Below are 20,169 nucleotides of genomic sequence, written 5' to 3'. Positions count from 1 at the left end.
CGAATGGCTCCCCATTTCCTGGTCATGATCAAACGAGCACCCCCTCACGGAACTGCTCAACTTGAACCAAAGGAGAGACCCATGAAGACGCTGAACCTGAAAACAATTGCCGCTGCACTCGCCATCCCAATGGTCGTAACCCTTGTTGCGACAGGATCGGGGCAAACCAACACTTTCGCAGAATTGAGTGCGGATGAACGCACAACTATTCAATCCGCGGAGTTGAGCGCCGATGAGCGGACAACCATTCATTCTGCCGAGCTGAGCGCGGATGAACGCAATTTGATCCATACGGCGGAGCTGAGCGAAGACGAACGCAACGCGATCCATACAGCTGAGTTGAGCAAAGACGAGCGTAACTCGGTTGTTGCGGAGCTGAACAAGAGTGAGCGCAACCCAACGGCCTGACCCTCGGCACGCGGCAGCATTCCCTGCCAGAAAACACAATCACCAGGCGGTTTTCAAAGCTGCCTGGTGATTTTTGTCTGCCCTGATTGAGAGCAATGACGCGCCTGATCGCGCATCACTTATCCGACCTCGCCCACCAGAAACTCCCTGAGTGTTTGCAGAGGCGCAAATACCACACCTTTAGATTGTATCTGATTTCCGTTGACATCACTCCGGCTCTGTCTTCACTTGCGCGAAACAGGCTGGGATATTCGAATGACAGATGCCACCTCCACATGGCCGCCGATGCAAACTGTATCGACCGGGTTCGTCGTGGCCGTGGTTGGTTTTTTCAGTTCATTTCCCATTGTGTTGCAAGGGCTTGCGGCGATGGGCGCCGACGTCCAGCAATCCACCTCCGGCCTGATGGCCGCGGCCATGTCAATGGGATTGGCGGGCATATTCCTCAGTCTTTGGACCAAACAACCCGTCAGCGTGGCGTGGTCGACACCGGGCGTTGCCCTATTGGCCGTGAGCGCCGCGCCACCGGGTGGGTTTGAAGGCGCGGTAGGGGCATTTTTCATTGCTGGTATACTGACCCTGGTCGCAGGGCTCTTTCGTCCGATCGGACGGTTGGCGGCGGCCATCCCGGCCCCCTTGGCGCAGGCCATGCTGTCGGGTGTGTTGCTGGCGATCTGCGTCGTGCCGTTTCAGTCCCTTGCGATTACACCGCTGACCACTCTTCCGATCCTTCTGACGTGGTTTTTAACGAGCAGGATCAACCGATTATTGGCAGTTCCTGCGGCAGTTCTGATGGCCGCTTTTCTGGTTGTCTATTCCGCAGGTTTTGACGTGCCGATGCCCGAAAGCTCCTTTACCCAGCTACAGGTCATTCGGCCAGTTTTCTCAATCGAAGCCACCCTCGGGATCGCCCTGCCCCTCTTTATCGTCACCATGGCCACGCAAAACGTGCCCGGCATCGCGGTGATGAAAAGCTATGGCTACACACCCGCGCCCGGGCCTTTGTTGTCGACGGTTGGCGGTGCCAGCATGATTTCATCGCTGATCGGCGCGCCGGCCACATGTCTGGCGGCCATCACGGCGGCCATGTGCTCCAACGAGGACAGCCATCCGGACCCTGCAAAACGCTACTGGTCCGCGGCCATGGCGGGCGTGTTTTATTGCATCTTCGGCATATTTGCGGCGATCATCACCAGCTTTGCCGCAGCGGCCCCGCCATTGCTGCTTGGCACCTTGGCAGGCATCGCCCTGCTCGGCGTTTTTGCCAACAGCGCCTTGGCCGCTTTTGAAGAGCCGGACTACCGCGAGGCCGCGGCCATCACGTTTTTGATCACCGCCTCCGGCATCACGATCATCGGGCTTGGTGCCGCTGTCTGGGGCTTGGTTGTTGGAGGTCTTGTCCAGATCATCAAAAACGCGACGCGCAAATAATCCAACAACCGGTCAGCCAGACCGCCAGGATTTGCCCGGAACCGCCGCCAGAAGGTCTTTGGTATAATCCGCCTGCGGATCGCGAAAAATCTCAGCGGTAGGGCCCGTCTCGACCACCTCACCAAATCGCATCACCGCAAGACGATCGCAGACCTGTGCCGCGACGCGCAGGTCGTGGGTGATGAAGATCATCGACAGGTTCATGCGTTCGCGGATTTCGTCCAGAAGCCGCAAAATCTGCGCCTGGATCGATACATCCAGCGCGGAGACGGGTTCATCCGCCACCAATACATCCGGGTTTAGCGCCAGGGCGCGCGCAATCCCAATACGCTGGCGCTGACCACCGGAAAACTCGTGTGGGAACCGGTCATAAGCCCGTTCATCCAGACCCACAATCGACAGCAATTCACGCGCGCTTGCCTCCGCTTCGCTTTTGGAGATGCCTTGCAACAACGGACCTTGGGTGATGATTTTGCCGACCTTGGATCGCGGATTGAGCGACGCGAAAGGATCTTGGAACATCATCTGGATGCTGGACCGGTGCGGGCGCATTTCGGCACGGTTCAGCGGGCGCAAATCGGTCCCGTTCAGCAGGATTTTACCGTTGTCCGCATCCACGAGACGCACGATGCAGCGGGCAACCGTTGATTTGCCAGACCCGCTCTCACCAACAATCCCAAGGGTTTCGCCACGGCGCAGTTCAAGGTTCACGTCACGGGCGGCATTTACAACGCGCTCACTGCCACCCAGCCCAAAAAACCCGCCACCGCTGCGAAATTCCTTGTCCAGATGCTCGATCTGCAAAACCGGTTCGGTCGATTGCGCCCTTGGCGGGCGCGGCGTCAGGCTGGGTACGGCGGCAATCAGGGCCTGCGTATAGGGGTGTTGCGGCGCGTTCAGGACCTCATCCACGGTTCCCGCTTCCACGACCTTGCCCTGCTGCATCACCGCGACTCGATCCGCGATATCTGCCACAACGCCAAAATCATGGGTAATGAAGAGCACGCCCGTATTGTGTGCCGCCTGCATTTCCTTGATCAGCTTGAGGATTTGCGCCTGCGTGGTGACATCAAGCGCGGTCGTCGGTTCATCCGCGATCAGAATTTTCGGATCAAGCGCGAGCGCCATCGCGATCATCGCACGCTGCCGTTGCCCGCCGGACAATTCATGCGGGTAGGATCGCATGATATGAGACGGATCGGGCAGATGCACATCCGCCAGCAGGGCAATTGAACGCTCCTGCCGCTCAGCGCGGCGCATGCTCTCGTGGAACCGGAACACTTCATCAATCTGGTCGCCGATGGTCATCACCGGGTTGAGGGCTGTCATCGGCTCCTGAAAGATCATCGAAATTTCGCTGCCGCGGATCTGGCGCATCCGGGCATCGGTGACCTCAGCCACGTTTTCATCGCCAAAGCGGATGCTGCCATCCGAAATGCGTACATGTGGTTTGGGCAAAAGCCCCATGACCGCCCGCGCGGTCAATGATTTGCCGGACCCGCTTTCGCCGACGATGCACAGGATTTCATTCGGCGCGAGGTCCAGATCCACTTCTTCCACCGCATAGGCCCGTTCCGAGCCTTCCGGCAGGCTGATGTGCAGGTTGCGGATTTCAAGTAAGGGTGCAGCGCTCATTGACGTTCTCTCAGACGCGGGTTGAGCGCATCATTCAGGCCTTCCCCCACCAGATTGATCGCCAGAACGGTGATCAGGATGGCGATGCCGGGAAAGGTGCACACCCACCACGCCGAACGCAGCAACGTGCGCCCTGCGCCGATCTGAAACCCCCAGCTCATGATGTTGGGATCACCCAGGCCCAGAAAGGCCAGACCACTTTCGATCAGGATTGCCGTGGCAACCATCAATGACCCGATCACGATGATTGGTGACAGGCAATTTGGCAGGATTTCCCGCAGCATGATCTGTGCGTCGCCCATGCCCACCGTGTGACAGGCCTGTACGAATTCACGGTTCTTTAAGGACAGGAACTCCCCCCGTACCAGACGTGCCACCGCCGGCCAGGACACGACCGCAATCGCGATCACGATGCTTTCGATCGATGGCTTCATGATTGCCACCAGCAGGATCGCAAACACAAAGGACGGGATGGTTTGAAACATCTCGGTCGTGCGCATCAGCAGGTTGTCGATCCGGCCACCGTAATATCCGGCGAGCCCGCCCATGACCGTGCCGAAACCCACCGCCACGATGGTTGCAAGCAACCCGATGAACAGCGATGTCTTGGCCCCATGGGCAATACCCGCCGCCACATCGCGGCCCAGACTGTCACTGCCCAGAAGAAAGCCGCCTTCGCCGGGTGGCTGCATCGAGGCGCCCGCCAGCCGGAACGGATCGTTGGGGAAGATGATATGCGCGGTTGCGGCCATCAGAATGACGAGGCCCAGAATGACCAGCCCGCCCACAGCCGACCGGTTGCGCCGGTACAGTTTCCAGAAATCTCGCATCAATCCACCTCGATCCGGGGATCAAGCCACGAATAGATGATGTCGACAATCAAATTGACGCCGACGACCAGCAAGGCGGACAACAGAAAGATCCCCAAGAGCAGGTTCAGATCGCGCGAAAAGAGGGCCTCGAACGCGAGCATGCCAAGCCCCGGCCATGCGAAAACGGATTCCACAATGACCGAACCGCCAATCAGCGCGCCCACCTGAACGCCTGCCATGGTGACAACGGGCAAGAGCGCGTTGCGCAGCACATGAACAAACATGATCCGACGCTCGCTCAGCCCCTTGGCGCGCGCGGTCGTCACATAATCCATCCCCGCCTGTTCAAGCATCGAGGCGCGCATCAACCGGGTATAAAGAGCGAGGTAGAAGAGCGAGAGCGTAATCGTGGGAAGCACCAGATGGTGCGCAATATCCCACACGCGGTCCCAGCCTTCATAAAACGCGGCGATGTTTTCCATCCCACTGGTCGGGAACCACCCAAGGTTCAGCGCAAACACCACGATGAACATCAACCCCACCCAAAAGAGCGGCGTGGCATAGGTCAAGAGCGCAAATATCGAGATCATCGTATCGCGCCAGGTATTCAGCCCCGTGGCCGCCAGCAGGCCCAGGACAATGCCGAACCCCACGGCCAGAAGGATCGTGCTGGTCATAAGCAAAAGGGTTGGGAAAAAGCGATCCAGAACAAGATCAAAGACCGGCATTTCGTGCCGGAAGGAATAACCCAGATCGAAGACAAGCACGTTTTTCAGATAGACCGCCAATTGGACGGGCAACGGCTTGTCGAGGCCAAACTTCTCGCGCAGCTCCGCCATGTATTCAGGCGTGGCAGATCCGGCTTCGCCGGCCAGCACATCGACCGCATCCCCTTCTGCCAGTTGCAGCAAAAAGAAATTGACGACAACGATCGCGAAAACAATTGGGATCGCCTGAAATAGTCGCTTCAGGACATATCGCAGGCGTTTTGCTGTGTGGTTCATTTTGGTGTCGACCCGTCTAGGTCGACACCCTCAAACCCAGCTTCACTCATCAAACCAAGCACGGTCAAATGAGCCATAGGCTCCAAATCCGGACACATCGTGATCCATGAGTTTGGAGTTGTACACTGTCAGGAATTTCATCTCAAAAAGGTTCACGACAGGCATGTCGTTGGCCAAAATCTCCTGAATTTCCTTGTACATGGCGCTGCGCGTATCCGCATCCGCTTCCCGCGCACCATCGGCCAGCAATTGATCCAGCTTGGGGTTGCTATAGCGCGAAGAGTTCACGAAATGCGTTCCCTGACGGATCTGATCCGTACCGTAATGGCGGTGCACGCCAAGCACGGGGTCGGGCAGCTGATAGAAGTAGTTCACGTTCATCCGGAAATCGTAATCCGCATAGACGCGCTTGAGCCATGTGGGAACGTCTTCGTACCGCAACTCCAGATCAATCCCGATATCACCGAGCGCCTGTTTCATGTACTCACCCGCCCGGCGCCAGTCTTCGCCGTAAGGGATCAGGTCAAGAACCGCCTTGGCGCGGATACCATCCGCGTCAGGTGTGATCCCTGCGTCGTCCAGTATCTTGATCGCCGCTTCCACATTCGCGCTTGAGGGATAGTTGGGCATGCCCTCTGCGTAGAGACCGGTGGCCGCATAGCTGCTCGACAACGCGCTGGTTGCGGGCTTGCCGTAGCCGAACCAGATGTTGTCGATCAGGAACTGACGGTCAATCGCGGTTGAGATCGCCTGACGAATTTCCGGTTTGTCGAAGGGCGGTGCGGTGGTGTTGAACTCGATCAAAGAGACCGGGTTGATCATCGCGTAGCCGTCGGTTGTCACGCCGATGCTATCCAGCTCGCGCAGGCGCACAACGTCGACATTCGGGATGGCTCCGTAGGCACCATAGTGAACCTCGCCATTTTCCATGGCGGCCGCACGGGTCGATGCATCCGGGATGAAACGCCCCACGATCCGGTCCAGATACGGCAGGCCTTCTTTCCAGTAATTTTCGTTTTTGTCGAGACGGATGAACTGACCCTTCTTCCATTCCACAAACTTGAAGGGGCCGGTGCCGACAGGGTTATTGGCCAGGCTCGCGCTCTTGACGTCCTGTCCTTCCAGCAGATGCTTGGGCACCATGGGCGACTCGTAGGCGCCCAGAGACCGCATCATGTAGGGGGCCGGGTTTTCCAGATTGAAGATGGCGGTGTGATCGTCCGGCGTGTCAATCGAGGTGACTTCCTTGAACGAGTTTGGCCCGCGGGGATGCACTTTCTTCAGCACTTCCATGACCGTGAACTGCACATCTGCCGATGTGAAAGGTTCGCCGTCATGCCATGTCACGCCTTGACGCAGATTGAAGGTGACAGTCTTGCCATCCTCGCTGACTTCCCAGCTTTCCGCCAGTGACGGCACGCCTTTGAGGTCTTTGTCGTAGTCGAGCAATCCGTCGTATACTTTCGGCGCGACAAGCCCAATGGGGCCCGAGGTCGAGATATACGATGCCAGCGACGGCGGTTCGGGTTGAACCAGCATTACAAGCGTTCCGCCCGCATTTTGAGCGTATGCAGCTACGCTTGTCAGGGCAATTGACGCCGCGGCAATCGTGCCGCCTAACCAAGTCTTGAAATACATATCACACTCCCTTAGTTCTAAATTTTTTTGGGGGTCGTGGTCAAAGCCTGCCCCAATTCCCAAATGCAAACAACCCTCTTAACCCGCGCAGAGGTTTCTGAGGCGATGAGTTAAGACTTTTGTATTAGCGGTTCTTCGATGCGCTCAACCCGGGCGGGTTTGTTTGGTTCCTTAATGGTGTAACGCATACGTTCTGCGGAAAATTTAATCGGAAAAGCCGTAAAGAGATGCACCCTGTGAAGGCAGAACAACCTTCAAAAACCTGTCTTTGTCGCGCCTAGATAATGGGGCACAGAAAAACGCCCCTGAAACACATGGTCTCAGGGGCGCATAAGCGGTTAGATATCCAGCGTGTGGTCCTTCTCCCACTGGCTGAAATGCGCGGTAAAGGAGTTCCACTCCTGCATTTTCATTTTGATGTAGGCTGCAGAAAACTCCTCGCCCAACATGCCTTTGAGTTCCTTGTCCTTGTCATAGATCCGGATTGCATCCAGCATGTTCAGCGGCAGCTTTGGCGCGCCACGCACCTTGTGGCCGTCAGCATACATATCGATGTCGTGGCGCTTGCCGGGATCGGCCTTGGAGCGCACACCGCTGAGACCGGCCGCGATGATCACCGCCTGCAACAGATAGGGGTTCACCGCCCCATCCGGCAGGCGCAACTCAAACCGGCCCGGCCCTGGCACACGCACCATATGCGTGCGGTTATTGCCCGTCCAAGTGACGGTATTTGGTGCCCATGTGGCGCCAGACATCGTGCGCGGCGCGTTGATGCGCTTGTAGCTGTTGACCGTCGGGTTGGTGATCGCCGCCAGCGCGCTGGCGTGTTTCATGATACCGCCCAGGAAATGCGCACCCTGCTCGCTGAGGCCCAGTTCCGCCGTCTGGCTGCCCCCGGTCGCATCGGTGGCAAAGACGTTGGTTTTGGCCTTGTCACCCGGCGCATCCCAGACCGAGATATGTGCATGACACCCATTGCCGGTCAGCCCCTCAACGGGCTTGGGCATGAAGGTCGCGCGGAAGCCATGCTTTTCAGCGACTGATTTGGTCATAAATTTGAAGAAGGAATGCTTGTCTGCAGTGCGCAGGGCATCATCAAACTCCCAGTTCATCTCGAACTGGCCATTGGCATCCTCATGGTCGTTCTGATACGGACCCCAGCCCAGATCGAGCATGTAGTCGCAAATCTCGCGCACCACATCATAGCGGCGCATCACGGCCTGCTGGTCGTAGCACGGCTTCTCCGCGGTATCAAACTCATCGCTCAACTCGGTCCCATCAGGCGTCAGCAGGAAGTATTCGGCCTCAATGCCGGTTTTGACATGCATCCCCTCGCCCGCGGCCTCATCAATCAACCGGCGCAACACGTTGCGCGGGGCTTGGGCCACGTCTTCGCCTTCCATCACCGGATTGGCCGCCACCCAGGCCACCTCGGGTTTCCATGGTAGTTGAATGACCGAGCTTGGGTCCGGCACCGCCAGCATATCCGGGTGCGCCGGCGTCATATCGAGCCATGTGGCAAAGCCGGCAAAGCCCGCGCCCTCTTCCTGCATGTCGGCAATCGCCTGCGCCGGGACCAGCTTGGCCCGCTGACCGCCAAAAAGGTCAGTAAAGGAAATCATGAAATATTTAACGCCGTTCTTTTCGGCAAATGCGGCCAGATCTTTTGTCATGGTTCAGTGTCTCCCAGTCGGTTTTTCTTTTAGTTTTATCACCTCGAAATCCACCAGATCGTCCCAATGGGCGATCCATTTGTCAAAGGTTTCGGGGGTGTCGGTTTCCATGAGTTGGTAGCAGGCATCGTCCGAGGCGCTCAGCCAGCTATCAAGGTATGACAGGCCGGAGGGTAGCATCCGGCCTTGGTCATGAAAGCGTTGGTACACGGCGGCCGAACTGCCCGACTTAAAGCGTTCGATCACCATGTACCGGGCCATCAGAAGCTCGTTCCCGGTTTGCCGGGCCACCAATCCGTGCCCGACAGGGGCACCTTGGCCATAGCCGCAGCCTCCAGTGTCAGGGCACAGAGGTCCTCGGGCTCCAGATTCAGCACGTGGCTTTTGCCACAGGCCCGCGCCAGGGTTTGCGCCTCCAGCGTCATCACCTTGAGGTAATTGTTCAGCCTGCGCCCGGCCTCAACCGGATCAAGGCGTTTGGACAATTCCGGGTCCTGGGTCGAAATCCCCGCCGGGTCCTGACCTTCGTGCCAATCGTCATAGGCGCCCGCGGTGGACCCCAGTTTGTTGTATTCGGCTTCCCACTTGGGATCATTGTCGCCAATGGCGATCAGAGCCGCCGTGCCGATGGCGGTGGCATCCGCGCCAAGCGCCAGCGCCTTGGCCACATCCGCGCCGGTCCGAATGCCACCCGAGACAATGAGCTGCACCTCGCGGTGCATACCAAGGTCTTGCAACGCGCGCACCGCCTCGCGGATACAGGCCAGAATAGGCTGGCCCACATGTTCGATGAACACGTCCTGCGTGGCTGCGGTGCCGCCCTGCATCCCGTCCAGCACGACCACATCCGCGCCCGCCTTGACCGCCAGCGTGGTATCGAAATAGGGGCGTGCGCCGCCGACTTTCACATAGATCGGTTTCTCCCAATTGGTGATCTCACGCAGCTCAAGGATCTTGATCTCGAGGTCATCGGGGCCAGTCCAATCCGGATGACGACAGGCAGAGCGCTGATCAATCCCTTTCGGCAGGTTGCGCATTTCAGCCACACGGTCAGAAATCTTCTGACCCAAAAGCATGCCGCCCCCGCCCGGTTTGGCGCCCTGCCCGACCACAACCTCAATCGCGTCGGCCTTGCGCAGATCAACCGGGTTCATGCCATAGCGCGATGGCAGGTATTGGTAGACCAGTTTGGAGCTTTGCCCACGCTCTTCGGGTGTCATGCCCCCGTCACCGGTGGTTGTCGACGTGCCGGCCGCCGAGGCGCCGCGTCCCAGAGCCTCCTTGGCCTGTGCGCTCAACGCGCCAAAACTCATGCCCGCGATGGTGATGGGAATATCCAATTCAATCGGCTTCTTCGCATGCCGTGCGCCAAGGGTCACATTGGTGTCGCACCGCTCGCGATACCCCTCCAACGGGTAGCGGCTGACCGAGGCGCCCAGAAAAAGCAGATCATCAAAATGCGGCACCCGGCGCTTGGCCCCGCCGCCACGAATGTCATAGATGCCCGTTGCCGCCGCGCGCCGTATTTCGGCATTGATCTCGGGCGTGAAGGTCGCCGACTGGATCGGCAATGTGCGGGGCGCGTGTGTGTCGTCCTTGGCCATATGCGTCTCTCCTCAGTAGGCGTTGTCGATGTTGAAATTGTAGAGTGTACGAGCCGAGCCGTAGCGTTTGAACTCTTCGGGTTTGGCGTCCACGCCCGCGCGTTCAATGAGGTCAGCGAGGATGTCCAGATGCTCGGGTCGCATCTCTTTCTCAACGCAATCTGCGCCGAGAGACTTGACCGACCCGCGCACAAAAAGCCGCGCCTCGTAGATTGAATCCCCAAGCGCATCGCCCGCGTCACCGCACACCACAAGGTTGCCCGACTGCGCCATGAAGGCCGACATGTGACCCACATTGCCCTGCACCACGATATCGATGCCCTTCATTGAAATGCCGCAGCGGCTGGCCGCATTGCCCTTGATCACCAGCAGCCCGCCATGCCCGGTCGCCCCGGCATATTGGCTGGCATCGCCATCCACGATCACCGTGCCGCTCATCATGTTTTCCGCCACACCCGGACCGGCACTGCCATCCACATGGATCGTGGCCTGTGCATTCATACCGCCGCAGTAATACCCGGTTGAGCCGCGAACCGTGACCTCGATGGGCGCGTCCAACCCGACGGCAATGGCATGGCTGCCCTTGGCATTGACCACTTCCCACGCGGTTTCATTCGTGTCTTGGGACTGTGACTGCAGCGCGGCGTTCAGCGCGCGCAGCCCGTTGGCTTCCAGATCAAATGTCTGCATCTCAATGCCTCCAGAAATAGACGGTCGCGGGTTCAGGCTCCCACACGCGGGCCTCATCGATGCCCGGCAGGTTGACCAGCGCGCGGTATTCGCTGCCAAACGCCACATATTGATCGGTTTCGGCCATCACAGCAGGTTTGCAGGCGATCGGATCGCGCAGCACACCAAACCCGTCCTTGGTGCCCACCACGAATGTGTAGAACCCGTCCAGATCGTCGATCCCGCTTTCCAGCGCCTCGCCCAGTGTCGAGCCGTTCTGCATTTTCCATGTCAGGTAGGCGGCGGCCACTTCGGTATCGTTTTCCGTTTCCACATTGACCCCTTCACGCTTCAGCTTGCGGCGCAGGGAGTTGTGGTTGGAGAGCGAGCCATTATGCACAAGGCACTGATCCGCGCCGGTGGAAAACGGATGAGCACCCAGTGTTGTGACCGCCGATTCCGTAGCCATGCGTGTGTGGCCAATACCATGCGTGCCGGTCAGTTTGGGGATATCAAACCGCTTGGCCACATCGCCCGGCAGGCCCACTTCCTTGTAAATCTCAATCACGTCGCCCGCGCTCATGACCCGTGCTTCCGGGCGGATGTCGCGCAACGCGGCGCGGGCGGCTTGCACCTTGTCAGCTGGCAGGTCGATCACCGCGTGGGTTTCGATCACGCGCAGGCTGATTTTTGCACCAACGGCCTCCGACAGTTCTTTGTCCAGATTGGCAAATGTCTGGTCAGGGTCCGCCGCTTGAATGGTCAGTTTCGCCTGACCGTCGGTATCGCCCCCATAGACCGCGATGCCCGCGCTGTCCGGACCTCGATCAGACATGGTAATCAGCATATCCGTCAACATTTCACCCAGTTTGGGTTCAAGCGATTTATCTTTCAGGAACAGTCCGACAATCCCACACATAGGCTTCTCCATGAATCAGTTCGACACACGCTAGCGCGTTGTCAGTTAAAGCTCAACCATACGAATTTTTGTTTCCTGTGAGGAATATTCTAGTGTTGGGACTGCTGGTAAGAGATGACCGAAAGATATCGAACCGGCAGGTCAATCAATTGATCCGGACCATGCGGCGCGTCGGCATCAAAAAACAGGCTGTCACCGGGGCGCAGATGGAAACTCTGATCGCCGTGGCGGTAGCGCACTTCACCTTCCAACACATACAAGAGCTCGATGCCTTCATGCTGGAAGGTCGGGAAGATATCGGACGTCTCAGTCAGCGTGATCAGATAGGGCTCCACGACGACGCCGCTATGATTTGCCCCCAAATGCCCCAGAAGGTTGTACTGATGCCCGGCCCGCGTGCCCGCGCGCTCCATTTCAACCGCATCCCCGGCCTTTACATGCACCGCCTCGCGCCGCTCCTCGAAACGGCGAAAGAAGGCCGTGACCGGCACGCTAAGCGCGGCAGAAAGCGCCTGCAACGTGGTCAGGGACGATGAGGTCACACCATTTTCGATCTTGGACAACATGCCCACGGACAGCCCGGTGATCTCGGCCAAAGCCGCCACGGTCATGCCGCGTTGATGTCGAATATCACGCACCTCGCGGCCAATGGCCGTCTCAAGGTTCTTTTCGCGTGCAACTTCTACTTTATGTGGATCCTGGCTTAGCTTGCTGCTGGCCATTATGTCGTTCCCCTCCGTCAACCACCCCCCGGGTCGGCTAAACAAATAAGTCAGTCGCTCGGATTTGCAAATGTCGTTTGAGGGCTGTCGTTGGTGAATGCACGCCGCGTCAAGGCGCGCGTCGGTCTTCGACCACCGTGATCCTGTTCATGCAGCGATACGCCGGCAGATAATCGGCCACGGCGTAATGCATGGTGCACCGATTGTCCCACATCGCCAGATCGCCGGCGCGCCATCGCCAGCGGATTTGATCTTCGGGGCGGTTCATGTGACCGGCCAACCATGTTTTCAGCGCATTCGCCTCATTGGTGGTCAGATTCAGGATATGGGTCACAAAGGCCTCGTTGAAATTCAGAAACTTGCGCCCTGTCACCGGGTGCGTGCCAATCAGGGGCCGGATCATATGGCCAAACCGCGCCATACCTTCGTTCAACGCCGCAGCGCTCTGGCCAAAGCTGTTGCGGAAATCGCCCATGTCATGCACGGCTTCCAACCCGTCGAGGTCGCGTTTCATGCCGTCCGGCAGGCGGTCATAAGCCGCTATGCAACTGGACCACAGGGTATCGCCCCCAACCTCAGGCACCTGCCGCGCCACGAGGATCGAGGCAAAAGGCTGCACCGCTTTGAAGGTCAGGTCGGTGTGCCACGAATTGGTGTCGGGGGGCGCGTTGCTGTCATTTTCCAGCTTCACGATCCGGTCGAACCCATCCACATGCGGATAAAGCGGATGCGGCGCATCGAGGGTGCCGAAGCTTTGGGCCAAAGCCATATGCATTTCGGCCGTGATCTGCGTGTCGCGCAGGAAAATCACCTGATGCTCGATCAGCGCCTGATAGAGCGCGTCCGCGATGTCGTCGTTCGGCCTTTGGGTCAGGTCAATCCCGCTGATCTCGGCGCCAATGGCGGGCGTGATTTGCCGGATTTCCATGTCTCAGCCCCCACGATGTTTGAAACTGTCGCGGCGGAAAGAATAGAGCGCGTTAGGGTCCACACTCACGTCAATCACCGCCGGTTTTCCGCAGGCCAGCCCGGCCTCGATCGCTTGCGCCATCTCATCCAGCGTGTCGGCCTTATACCCCTGCGCACCGTACAATTCGGCAAGCTTGTCGAAGGGCGGGCTGGAAATATCCGCACCGATATAACGCTCACCAAAGAAGTCACGTTGGTACGCTTTTTCCGCACCCCAGCATTTGTTGTTCATCACCACGGTGACGGTGTTGATCCCATGATCCACCGCCGTGCTGAGTTCCGAGACCGTCATGCCAAACCCGCCATCGCCCATGAGTGAGATGATCGGACGTTCCGGCGCGGCCAGTTTGAGACCCAGACCACAGGCAAAGGAAAAGCCCACCAAACCGAAATCCAACGGCGTAAAGAGGCTGCGCGGATGCCAGTAATTCAAGGCATCCGTTGCCTGCAGACAGAGCGTGCCCGCATCCATCGTGACCGCCGCATCCTTGGGCATCACATCGCGCAGTGTCTTGAACAGGCCGGATGGCTGGATCGGCATGGCGCTGACATCCGCCTCCGCATCCCGCGTGGCCAGAAAATCGGTCCGCTCGGCATTGTAGGCATTGGTCCAGGCCTCGGCCTTGTCGCGATCTGCATGCTGCGCCACAGCCGCGCGCAATTGATCCGCGGCGGTCGGCGCATCGGCCATGATCCCGATGGCGACGGGAAAATAGCGTCCGATCGCCGTGGGTTCCAGCTCAACATGGATGATCTGAGCATCTTTGTTAATGTTATCATAGCTATAGAAGGTGGAATTAAAGCCAATGCGCGTACCAAGCGCCAGTATGACATCAGCCTCCTTTACCAACCGACTGGCCACGACATTGCCGCGCGGTCCCATTTGCCCGGCATTCAGTGGATGTCCGAAGGGGATCGCATCGCCATGGCCCGGTGACGTGACAACCGGGCAATTCAATGCCTCCGCCAGCGCCAGGCACTGATCCGCGCCGCCGGTATTCTTGATCCCGCCCCCGGCGATGATGACCGGACGCGTGGCACCGGATAAAAGCTTGGCGGCATCCGCAATCGCCTGCGGCGCACCGCCCGGCGCGGCATAAGGACGGTACTGCGCCGGTGATTGGAAATCCTCGAATTCGGCCTGGGCGGCCAAGACATCACGTGGCAGGTTCAATTGTACCGGACCGCGACGGGGTGCCATCGCCTCGCGATAGGCTTCGCGCATCATTTCGGGAACCCTGTCCGCCGAAGTCGCAGTCCATGTTTTCTTGGTGATCGGTTTGAAAAGCGCGTCCTGATCAACCTCCTGAAAGGCATCGCGGTATCGGTGTCCGATGGCCAGCGCCCCGCCGATGCTGACCACCGGTGAATAGGCAGCCTTGGCCTGCGCCAAACCGGTCACAAGGTTGGTCACACCGGGCCCGTTCTGGCCCGCAAGGATCACCCCCGCCTGCCCGCTCATCCGGGCAAACCCATCTGCCATGTGGGTCCCTGTGCGCTCATCATGCACCCCGATGAAGTGGATATCCTTGGCGTCGTAGAGGGCGTCAAACATCTCCATCGTGGCGGACCCGATCAGACCAAAGACATGGCTTGTGCCCTCCACCCGGATCGCTTCTATCGCGGCCTGTCCACCTGTCATCTTCTTCATGTCCGTCTTCCGTCTATTCGTTGTTGTCAGAGGGTGCGCATCACAGAACGCGCGACAGGAAATCGAGCACCGGCTTGGCAAAAAGATCAGGCCGTTCGACCAGACCCATATGTTGCAAATCCGGCAGGATGATCACCTCGGAATCTGTGATCTCCGACGCGATGGCATGGCTCATCGCCGGGGGCTGCCCGCTGTCGTTTTCGCAGGTCATGATCAGTGTGGGATGGGCAATTGCCGGATTGGGCCGGATCAGTTCGATCACGCCATTGGCCAGCACAAACCGATGTTTGGCATAATTGTCGTGGTGATTGGCCATCACGACATCGCGCACCTCGCCCAGCACATCCGTCCGCGTGGCGCAAAACGCGGGTGTGAACCAGCGCGCGAGCGTCGCGTCGATCGTGGCACCCGGACCGCCAGCAGAGGTGTCGCGCGCACGAGTTTCGACAAGTTTTTGCTGCGCTTCACCGCGTTCATGGGGCGAATTCAGAATGGCCAGCGCCGAAACACGCGCCGGGTGATCCATGGCCACCCGCCGATTGATCATACCGCCCAGTGAAAACCCCACCAGAGCGGCCTGATCGACCTCCAGCTCATCCATTAGTACGATGAGCTGTTCGCTCAGCACGGTAAGGCTTGGCTCGGCGTCCGGCAAAACCGTTTCACCGTGACCGCAGAGATCATAGCTAAGCACGCGAAACCGGGTTGCCAGCATCGGGATCATGTCGCGGTAGGTCGCCACGCGCGTCAGGCCCAACCCATGAATTAGCGCCACAACCGGCGCCTCCGGTAGCCCGGTCAGATCATAGGCCGTGCCCGCACGACTAACGGGCATTTACACCCCCGCCGGGTTGTCGACATCATGGCCCATTTCGCGCAGATCATCATATCGGTTGCCGATCCGGTGATTAGGGTGCCCGCCGATAGATGCGCCCAGTGCCATGATAATTTCATCCGGGCCCGGCGCATCAGGCACGTTGAGATGGATTGTCTGGTAATGCGACCGCTGGCCGGCATCATCCTTGTGCATCAGCGGGATCATCAAGGGCTGGCCTGCCACCCCTTTGCAATTGGTAAACGCAAGATAGGTTTTGGCGCCCACGGCATCGCGAAACTGGTTGCCGAACCAAAGCGTGTGGGTCAGCGCCTGAGCATGCTCGATCTCACCCCCCATGCCGACCACCGAGGCTTTGCCATACCCTTCGAGCTTGTCGCCCGTCACGCTCAGAATCATATCGGTCAGCAGCTTGCCAATCACCGGGCCCTGCTCGCGGATTTCAGGGCGCAGGTCTTCGACATGCCCTTGCCCAAACCACGGATTGCGGATGATCGCCAGCGCCGCCACCAGTGTTGTGGGCGTGGCCACCTCTTTCCAGCCCTCTTTATAGGTCGTCTGCACCTGCGTCAGCGTGCGGCGAATTTCAACCGGCATCGGCCAGCTCCTTTTCTGCAAATTCTGGCATGACCTGCTCGATAAAGAGCTTCAACGAGCGCTTTTGCTGATCCATGTCCATTCCCATCGACGCATAAAACAGGAACGCATCCACACCGATCTTGTCGTACATTTTGAGTTTCTCAATCACCTGATCCGGGCTGCCGAACATCAGGTTTTGCTCAAGCATTTCCGGGTCGACACGGGCGTTGCCGTCCAGATCCTCCAGCGGTACCGGATCGGGGAAGCCGTTGCGCACCTCGCCGCGCTGCATCATCAGGTTGCCAAACTGCCCCAGAACCCCGCGGATCGAGGCCATCGCATCCGCGCGATCGCTTTCGGTTTCATAGACGGCCGTGTGGCGCATGACGGCCCAGGTGCCGTTATATTCCCCGCCGTTTTTGGCAATCGCGTCGTCAAGCCGCGCGCGATACGTCTCGGCCTCCGAGAACGGCATGGTCAGCGGCCAGCTCAGAATGTTGCAGCCATGCTCGACCGCATAGTCAAATGTAATCGGCGCGCGGGCCGCGACCCAGACGGGCACGTCCTTTTGCACCGGCTTGGGGCAGGACGTGGCCGTCGGAAACTGCCAGAACTCACCGTCGTGGGCGTAATCCCCGGCCCAGAGCTTTTGCACCACGGGCAGCATTTCCTGCATGTAGCGCCAGCTGTCTTTTTGATCCAACCCCGGCTTCATCCGGTCAAACTCGCGCTGGTACGCGCCGGACCCGATGCCAAATTCCAAGCGCCCGTCAGAGGTCAGATCCAGAAAAGCCGCCTCCCCGGCCAGGTTGATCGGATGCCAGTAGGCCGCGTTCACAACGCCGACGCCAAGGCGGATGTTTTCCGTGTGCTCGGCCCACCATGTGAGGATCTGGAACGGGTTGGGTGCAATTGTCATTTCCAGCGCATGATGCTCCGCGGCCCAGACAATTTCGAACCCGGCCGCATCGGCCATTTTGACCATGTCCAGCGTGTGGTCGCGCACCGCCTTCATGTCGATGCTGTCATCCATCCTCTCCAGGTTAATTGCGAGTTGGAATTTCATTGTCTCTCTCCTTGCCTTAGCGCGCCACAAACTGGCTGCCCAACGGGGCGGAAGATGTATTCATCCATACCGTTTTGGGACGCGTGTAATCATAGATTGCCTGGAACCCGCTTTCGCGGCCATAGCCAGAATTTTTCATGCCACCGAATTCCGCGATCGGGGACACGACCCGGTAGGTGTTGACCCAGACAATGCCCGCCCGCACCTCACGTGACATCCGCAGGGCCCGTGCGCTGTCACGGGTAAAGATGCCTGCCGCCAGCCCGTGGTCGGTGTCATTTGCCAGCGCCAGCGCTTCGGCCTCTGTCTTGAACCGCAGCACGCTCAAGACAGGGCCAAAAAGCTCCGTGTCCACGATTTTCAGATGTGGTCCCGGGCATGTGATGATCGTGGGCTCATAGAACATGTCACTGTCCTGCCCGGCCGCGCGTTTGCCACCGCAAAGGATTTCGCCGCCCTCCGTGACCGCCTGCGCAACCTCGCGCTCAATCGTCTCGAGCTGACCATATGTGCAGAGCGGTCCCATCTCGGTCTCGTCCAGCATCGGATCACCGATCTTGGCCGCCTTTGCGATCTCGACCAACCGCGCCAGAAAATCATCGGCAATCGCGTCATGCACAATCAGCCGGGAGCCTGCCACGCAGGACTGACCGGAGGCCGCAAAGATGCCCGAAACCGCACCATTCACCGCGCTTTCAATATCGGCGTCGTCAAACACGATGAACGGGGATTTGCCCCCCAGCTCAAGGCTCACCTCGGCGAAGTTGTTTGTGGAATTGTTCAGGATGTGCCGCGCAGCGACCGGCCCGCCGGTAAAGGATATGCGGGCCACCAACGGATGGCTGGTCAGCACCTTGCCGCAAGGATCAGCGTGGCCTGTGACAATATTGATCACCCCGTCCGGGATGCCAGCCTCAGCAAAAAGCCGGGCGAATTCCAGAATGACCGCCGGGGCAAATTCGGAGGTTTTGAGCACCACCGTATTGCCCGCGGCCAGGGCCGGGCCGATTTTGACGGCGGTCAGGAACATCTGACTGTTCCACGGCACCACGGCGGCGATGACGCCCAGAGGCTCGCGCTCGGTAAAGACAAACATGTCCGGCTTGTCGATCGGTAAGGTCTCACCATGCACCTTGTCAGCCGCACCCGCAAAGAAATGCAGGAATTCGGCGATATACTTGGATTGCCAGCGGGTTTCCTTGAGCATCTTGCCGGTGTCGCGGGTTTCAATCTCGCCCAAGGCTTCGGAGTGATCCGCCAGCAAATCCGCCAGACGCCGCAGGCAATGCCCACGCGCTGTGGCGGTCATCTGAGACCATGGCCCCTCATAGCAGGCGGCATGCGCGGCCCTGACGGCGCGGTCGACATCATCGGCAGTGGCCTCTGGTACCTGCGCCCATGCCGCACCCGTGGCCGGGTTGAACGTGGTGAATGTGCCGCCATCGCTGGCATCGACCCAGGCACCGTCGATCAACATCTGGTAGGATTTCGTCATGTGCTTGGTGCGCCCCTGCTCAACACACGCGATCCGGCCCGAACCGGAAACGCGTCCCCGAGCAGCCTGCCAGAAAGCATCACTTCTTGAAAACGAAATATTTTGCGGCATAAATGCAAAATATTCGAATGATGGAGTTTCTATGAATATTGTGTCCCTCCAGACCTTTCTGGCGATTGTCGAAACCGGCAGTCTTGTCCGCGCATCGCAAAAGATGAACGTGACGCAATCGACCGTGACAGCGCGCCTGAAAACACTCGAAGAAGAGCTTGGTCAGGTCCTTCTGAACCGGCAGAAGTCAGGCACCACCCTGACCCCGGCAGGCACCAAACTGCTGCGCTATGCCCGGGTCATGACCGGACTGTGGCGGCAGGCCAAGTTCGAAACGGCCTTGCCCGCAGGTCTGAACTCGGTCTGTACCTTTGGCTGTGATCCTGGCCTGTGGCACGGTCCGGGCAAGGCATTTTTTCACGGGGTTGTCTCGGAGCATCCCGAAATGGCGGTGTCGGTCCTGCAGGGAAATGGCCGCGATTTGGAGGAATGGTTGGGGGCCGGATTGGTTGACGTGATCCTGACCTACGATTCCGTGGCGCGGGGCAACCAGACGGTCATTCCATTGCCGCCCGAAGATCTGGTGCTGTATTCCGACCGGCCCGGCACGCCGATCAAGGGTGATCCGAAATACATCTTTGTGGATCACGGCGAAGATTACCGCCGCGCCCATGGGGAGACCTATCACGACGCTGGTACCGCCCGGGTCAGCTTTGACAGCGCGCGGTGGGCATTGGAACATATGCTGACCCATGGCGGCTCGGCCTACCTGCCGCGCGCATTAGGTGTTGTGCATGTCGCGCAGGGCAAACTGCACGAACTCAACGCACCGGTGTACCAACGTAAAAAGAACCTCATCGTGAACGACACCGCCGCGCAGAGCTGGCATTGGTTCGCCCCATTGGTCGATACCTTAACAAGTGCGAATTAACGGAAACAATCTGCCCGTTTTTTTGGCATTGTTGACGCTTCAATATGCGAACTGCGACAGAAAGAACGATTTAGATT

Annotated in this window: 19 protein-coding genes; 3 read left to right on the top strand and 16 right to left on the bottom strand. The window is 58.8% G+C overall.

Going from position 1 to position 20,169, the window contains the following annotated elements; all coding sequences use genetic code 11:
• The first annotated feature begins 81 nt into the window (after positions 1 to 81).
• The gene (locus tag ACZ1HJ_RS14455) at positions 82 to 408 is read left to right on the top strand and encodes a hypothetical protein (RefSeq protein WP_472719358.1); all 327 of its coding nucleotides are present in this window, start codon (positions 82 to 84) and stop codon (positions 406 to 408) included.
• Between the two features lie 255 nt (positions 409 to 663).
• Positions 664 to 1,839 carry a benzoate/H(+) symporter BenE family transporter gene (locus ACZ1HJ_RS14450; RefSeq protein WP_472719357.1) on the top strand — a complete coding sequence of 392 codons (1,176 nt, stop codon included), beginning with the start codon at positions 664 to 666 and terminating at the stop codon, positions 1,837 to 1,839.
• A 12-nt stretch (positions 1,840 to 1,851) separates the two neighbouring features.
• Here ACZ1HJ_RS14450 and ACZ1HJ_RS14445 read toward each other — a convergent pair whose 3' ends face one another.
• The 16 genes from ACZ1HJ_RS14445 to ACZ1HJ_RS14370 all read right to left on the bottom strand — a co-directional run bounded on the left by ACZ1HJ_RS14445 (position 1,852) and on the right by ACZ1HJ_RS14370 (position 19,110).
• A complete protein-coding gene (locus tag ACZ1HJ_RS14445) occupies positions 1,852 to 3,474 on the bottom strand; it encodes an ABC transporter ATP-binding protein (RefSeq protein ID WP_472719356.1) in 1,623 nt (540 codons plus the stop codon).
• Positions 3,471 to 4,304: an ABC transporter permease gene (locus tag ACZ1HJ_RS14440; protein ID WP_472719355.1), complete on the bottom strand. Its 834-nt coding sequence runs from the start codon at positions 4,302 to 4,304 to the stop codon at positions 3,471 to 3,473. Before ACZ1HJ_RS14440 ends, ACZ1HJ_RS14445 begins: the two co-directional genes overlap by 4 nt.
• Complete coding sequence (locus tag ACZ1HJ_RS14435) at positions 4,304 to 5,290, bottom strand: ABC transporter permease (RefSeq protein ID WP_472719354.1); 987 nt, start codon at positions 5,288 to 5,290, stop codon at positions 4,304 to 4,306. The genes ACZ1HJ_RS14440 and ACZ1HJ_RS14435 overlap by 1 nt, the downstream gene beginning before the upstream one ends.
• A gap of 42 nt (positions 5,291 to 5,332) precedes the next feature.
• Positions 5,333 to 6,928 (bottom strand): ABC transporter substrate-binding protein, encoded by a 1,596-nt coding sequence (locus tag ACZ1HJ_RS14430; protein WP_472719353.1) that lies wholly within the window; start codon positions 6,926 to 6,928, stop codon positions 5,333 to 5,335.
• Positions 6,929 to 7,266: 338 nt separating this feature from the next.
• On the bottom strand, positions 7,267 to 8,601 hold the full coding sequence (gene glnT / locus ACZ1HJ_RS14425; protein WP_472719352.1) for a type III glutamate--ammonia ligase: 1,335 nt from the start codon (positions 8,599 to 8,601) through the stop codon (positions 7,267 to 7,269).
• Between the two features lie 3 nt (positions 8,602 to 8,604).
• Positions 8,605 to 8,862: a DUF3303 domain-containing protein gene (locus ACZ1HJ_RS14420; RefSeq protein ID WP_472719351.1), complete on the bottom strand. Its 258-nt coding sequence runs from the start codon at positions 8,860 to 8,862 to the stop codon at positions 8,605 to 8,607.
• Positions 8,862 to 10,205, bottom strand: coding sequence for an FMN-binding glutamate synthase family protein (locus ACZ1HJ_RS14415; protein WP_472719350.1), 1,344 nt, complete (start codon positions 10,203 to 10,205; stop codon positions 8,862 to 8,864). Before ACZ1HJ_RS14415 ends, ACZ1HJ_RS14420 begins: the two co-directional genes overlap by 1 nt.
• Positions 10,206 to 10,217: 12 nt before the next feature.
• Positions 10,218 to 10,895, bottom strand: a complete 678-nt coding sequence (locus ACZ1HJ_RS14410; RefSeq protein WP_472719349.1) for a protein GlxC — start codon at positions 10,893 to 10,895, stop codon at positions 10,218 to 10,220.
• A 1-nt stretch (position 10,896) separates the two neighbouring features.
• Positions 10,897 to 11,793 carry a class II glutamine amidotransferase gene (locus ACZ1HJ_RS14405; RefSeq protein WP_472719348.1) on the bottom strand — a complete coding sequence of 299 codons (897 nt, stop codon included), beginning with the start codon at positions 11,791 to 11,793 and terminating at the stop codon, positions 10,897 to 10,899.
• Positions 11,794 to 11,882: 89 nt separating this feature from the next.
• Positions 11,883 to 12,515 (bottom strand): helix-turn-helix domain-containing protein, encoded by a 633-nt coding sequence (locus tag ACZ1HJ_RS14400; protein WP_472719347.1) that lies wholly within the window; start codon positions 12,513 to 12,515, stop codon positions 11,883 to 11,885.
• Between the two features lie 109 nt (positions 12,516 to 12,624).
• Positions 12,625 to 13,443: a TauD/TfdA family dioxygenase gene (locus ACZ1HJ_RS14395; RefSeq protein ID WP_472719346.1), complete on the bottom strand. Its 819-nt coding sequence runs from the start codon at positions 13,441 to 13,443 to the stop codon at positions 12,625 to 12,627.
• 3 nt (positions 13,444 to 13,446) lie between these two features.
• Positions 13,447 to 15,135: a thiamine pyrophosphate-binding protein gene (locus tag ACZ1HJ_RS14390; RefSeq protein ID WP_472719345.1), complete on the bottom strand. Its 1,689-nt coding sequence runs from the start codon at positions 15,133 to 15,135 to the stop codon at positions 13,447 to 13,449.
• Between the two features lie 40 nt (positions 15,136 to 15,175).
• Entirely contained in the window at positions 15,176 to 15,970 is a 795-nt protein-coding gene (locus ACZ1HJ_RS14385; RefSeq protein WP_472719344.1) for an alpha/beta fold hydrolase, read from the bottom strand.
• Positions 15,971 to 16,567 (bottom strand): amino acid synthesis family protein, encoded by a 597-nt coding sequence (locus ACZ1HJ_RS14380; RefSeq protein WP_472719343.1) that lies wholly within the window; start codon positions 16,565 to 16,567, stop codon positions 15,971 to 15,973.
• Positions 16,557 to 17,615, bottom strand: a complete 1,059-nt coding sequence (locus ACZ1HJ_RS14375; RefSeq protein ID WP_472719342.1) for an LLM class flavin-dependent oxidoreductase — start codon at positions 17,613 to 17,615, stop codon at positions 16,557 to 16,559. Before ACZ1HJ_RS14375 ends, ACZ1HJ_RS14380 begins: the two co-directional genes overlap by 11 nt.
• Before the next feature lie 16 nt (positions 17,616 to 17,631).
• Positions 17,632 to 19,110, bottom strand: coding sequence for an aldehyde dehydrogenase (locus ACZ1HJ_RS14370; protein WP_472719341.1), 1,479 nt, complete (start codon positions 19,108 to 19,110; stop codon positions 17,632 to 17,634).
• 142 nt (positions 19,111 to 19,252) lie between these two features.
• Between ACZ1HJ_RS14370 and ACZ1HJ_RS14365 the strand changes: the two genes are divergently transcribed.
• A complete protein-coding gene (locus ACZ1HJ_RS14365; RefSeq protein WP_472719340.1) occupies positions 19,253 to 20,092 on the top strand; it encodes a LysR family transcriptional regulator in 840 nt (279 codons plus the stop codon).
• Positions 20,093 to 20,169 lie beyond the last annotated feature (77 nt).

The sequence above is a fragment of the Roseovarius sp. JB2-10 genome, from assembly GCF_055693585.1.
The sequence above is the reverse complement of the archived record's forward strand: the minus strand, read 5'-3'. Positions and strand labels throughout refer to the sequence as shown.

What these genes read in the sequence shown, in the direction of transcription:
- ACZ1HJ_RS14390 (WP_472719345.1), bottom strand. Translation starts at nt 15,135, where the DNA reads ATGAAGAAGATGACAGGTGGACAGGCCGCGATAGAAGCGATCCGGGTG.
- ACZ1HJ_RS14405 (WP_472719348.1), bottom strand. Translation starts at nt 11,793, where the DNA reads ATGTGTGGGATTGTCGGACTGTTCCTGAAAGATAAATCGCTTGAACCC.
- ACZ1HJ_RS14385 (WP_472719344.1), bottom strand. Translation starts at nt 15,970, where the DNA reads ATGCCCGTTAGTCGTGCGGGCACGGCCTATGATCTGACCGGGCTACCG.
- ACZ1HJ_RS14380 (WP_472719343.1), bottom strand. Translation starts at nt 16,567, where the DNA reads ATGCCGGTTGAAATTCGCCGCACGCTGACGCAGGTGCAGACGACCTAT.
- ACZ1HJ_RS14410 (WP_472719349.1), bottom strand. Translation starts at nt 10,895, where the DNA reads ATGCAGACATTTGATCTGGAAGCCAACGGGCTGCGCGCGCTGAACGCC.
- ACZ1HJ_RS14420 (WP_472719351.1), bottom strand. Translation starts at nt 8,862, where the DNA reads ATGGCCCGGTACATGGTGATCGAACGCTTTAAGTCGGGCAGTTCGGCC.
- ACZ1HJ_RS14450 (WP_472719357.1), top strand. Translation starts at nt 664, where the DNA reads ATGACAGATGCCACCTCCACATGGCCGCCGATGCAAACTGTATCGACC.
- ACZ1HJ_RS14435 (WP_472719354.1), bottom strand. Translation starts at nt 5,290, where the DNA reads ATGAACCACACAGCAAAACGCCTGCGATATGTCCTGAAGCGACTATTT.
- glnT (WP_472719352.1), bottom strand. Translation starts at nt 8,601, where the DNA reads ATGACAAAAGATCTGGCCGCATTTGCCGAAAAGAACGGCGTTAAATAT.
- ACZ1HJ_RS14440 (WP_472719355.1), bottom strand. Translation starts at nt 4,304, where the DNA reads ATGCGAGATTTCTGGAAACTGTACCGGCGCAACCGGTCGGCTGTGGGC.
- ACZ1HJ_RS14375 (WP_472719342.1), bottom strand. Translation starts at nt 17,615, where the DNA reads ATGAAATTCCAACTCGCAATTAACCTGGAGAGGATGGATGACAGCATC.
- ACZ1HJ_RS14455 (WP_472719358.1), top strand. Translation starts at nt 82, where the DNA reads ATGAAGACGCTGAACCTGAAAACAATTGCCGCTGCACTCGCCATCCCA.
- ACZ1HJ_RS14370 (WP_472719341.1), bottom strand. Translation starts at nt 19,110, where the DNA reads ATGACGAAATCCTACCAGATGTTGATCGACGGTGCCTGGGTCGATGCC.
- ACZ1HJ_RS14430 (WP_472719353.1), bottom strand. Translation starts at nt 6,928, where the DNA reads ATGTATTTCAAGACTTGGTTAGGCGGCACGATTGCCGCGGCGTCAATT.
- ACZ1HJ_RS14365 (WP_472719340.1), top strand. Translation starts at nt 19,253, where the DNA reads ATGAATATTGTGTCCCTCCAGACCTTTCTGGCGATTGTCGAAACCGGC.
- ACZ1HJ_RS14395 (WP_472719346.1), bottom strand. Translation starts at nt 13,443, where the DNA reads ATGGAAATCCGGCAAATCACGCCCGCCATTGGCGCCGAGATCAGCGGG.
- ACZ1HJ_RS14400 (WP_472719347.1), bottom strand. Translation starts at nt 12,515, where the DNA reads ATGGCCAGCAGCAAGCTAAGCCAGGATCCACATAAAGTAGAAGTTGCA.
- ACZ1HJ_RS14415 (WP_472719350.1), bottom strand. Translation starts at nt 10,205, where the DNA reads ATGGCCAAGGACGACACACACGCGCCCCGCACATTGCCGATCCAGTCG.
- ACZ1HJ_RS14445 (WP_472719356.1), bottom strand. Translation starts at nt 3,474, where the DNA reads ATGAGCGCTGCACCCTTACTTGAAATCCGCAACCTGCACATCAGCCTG.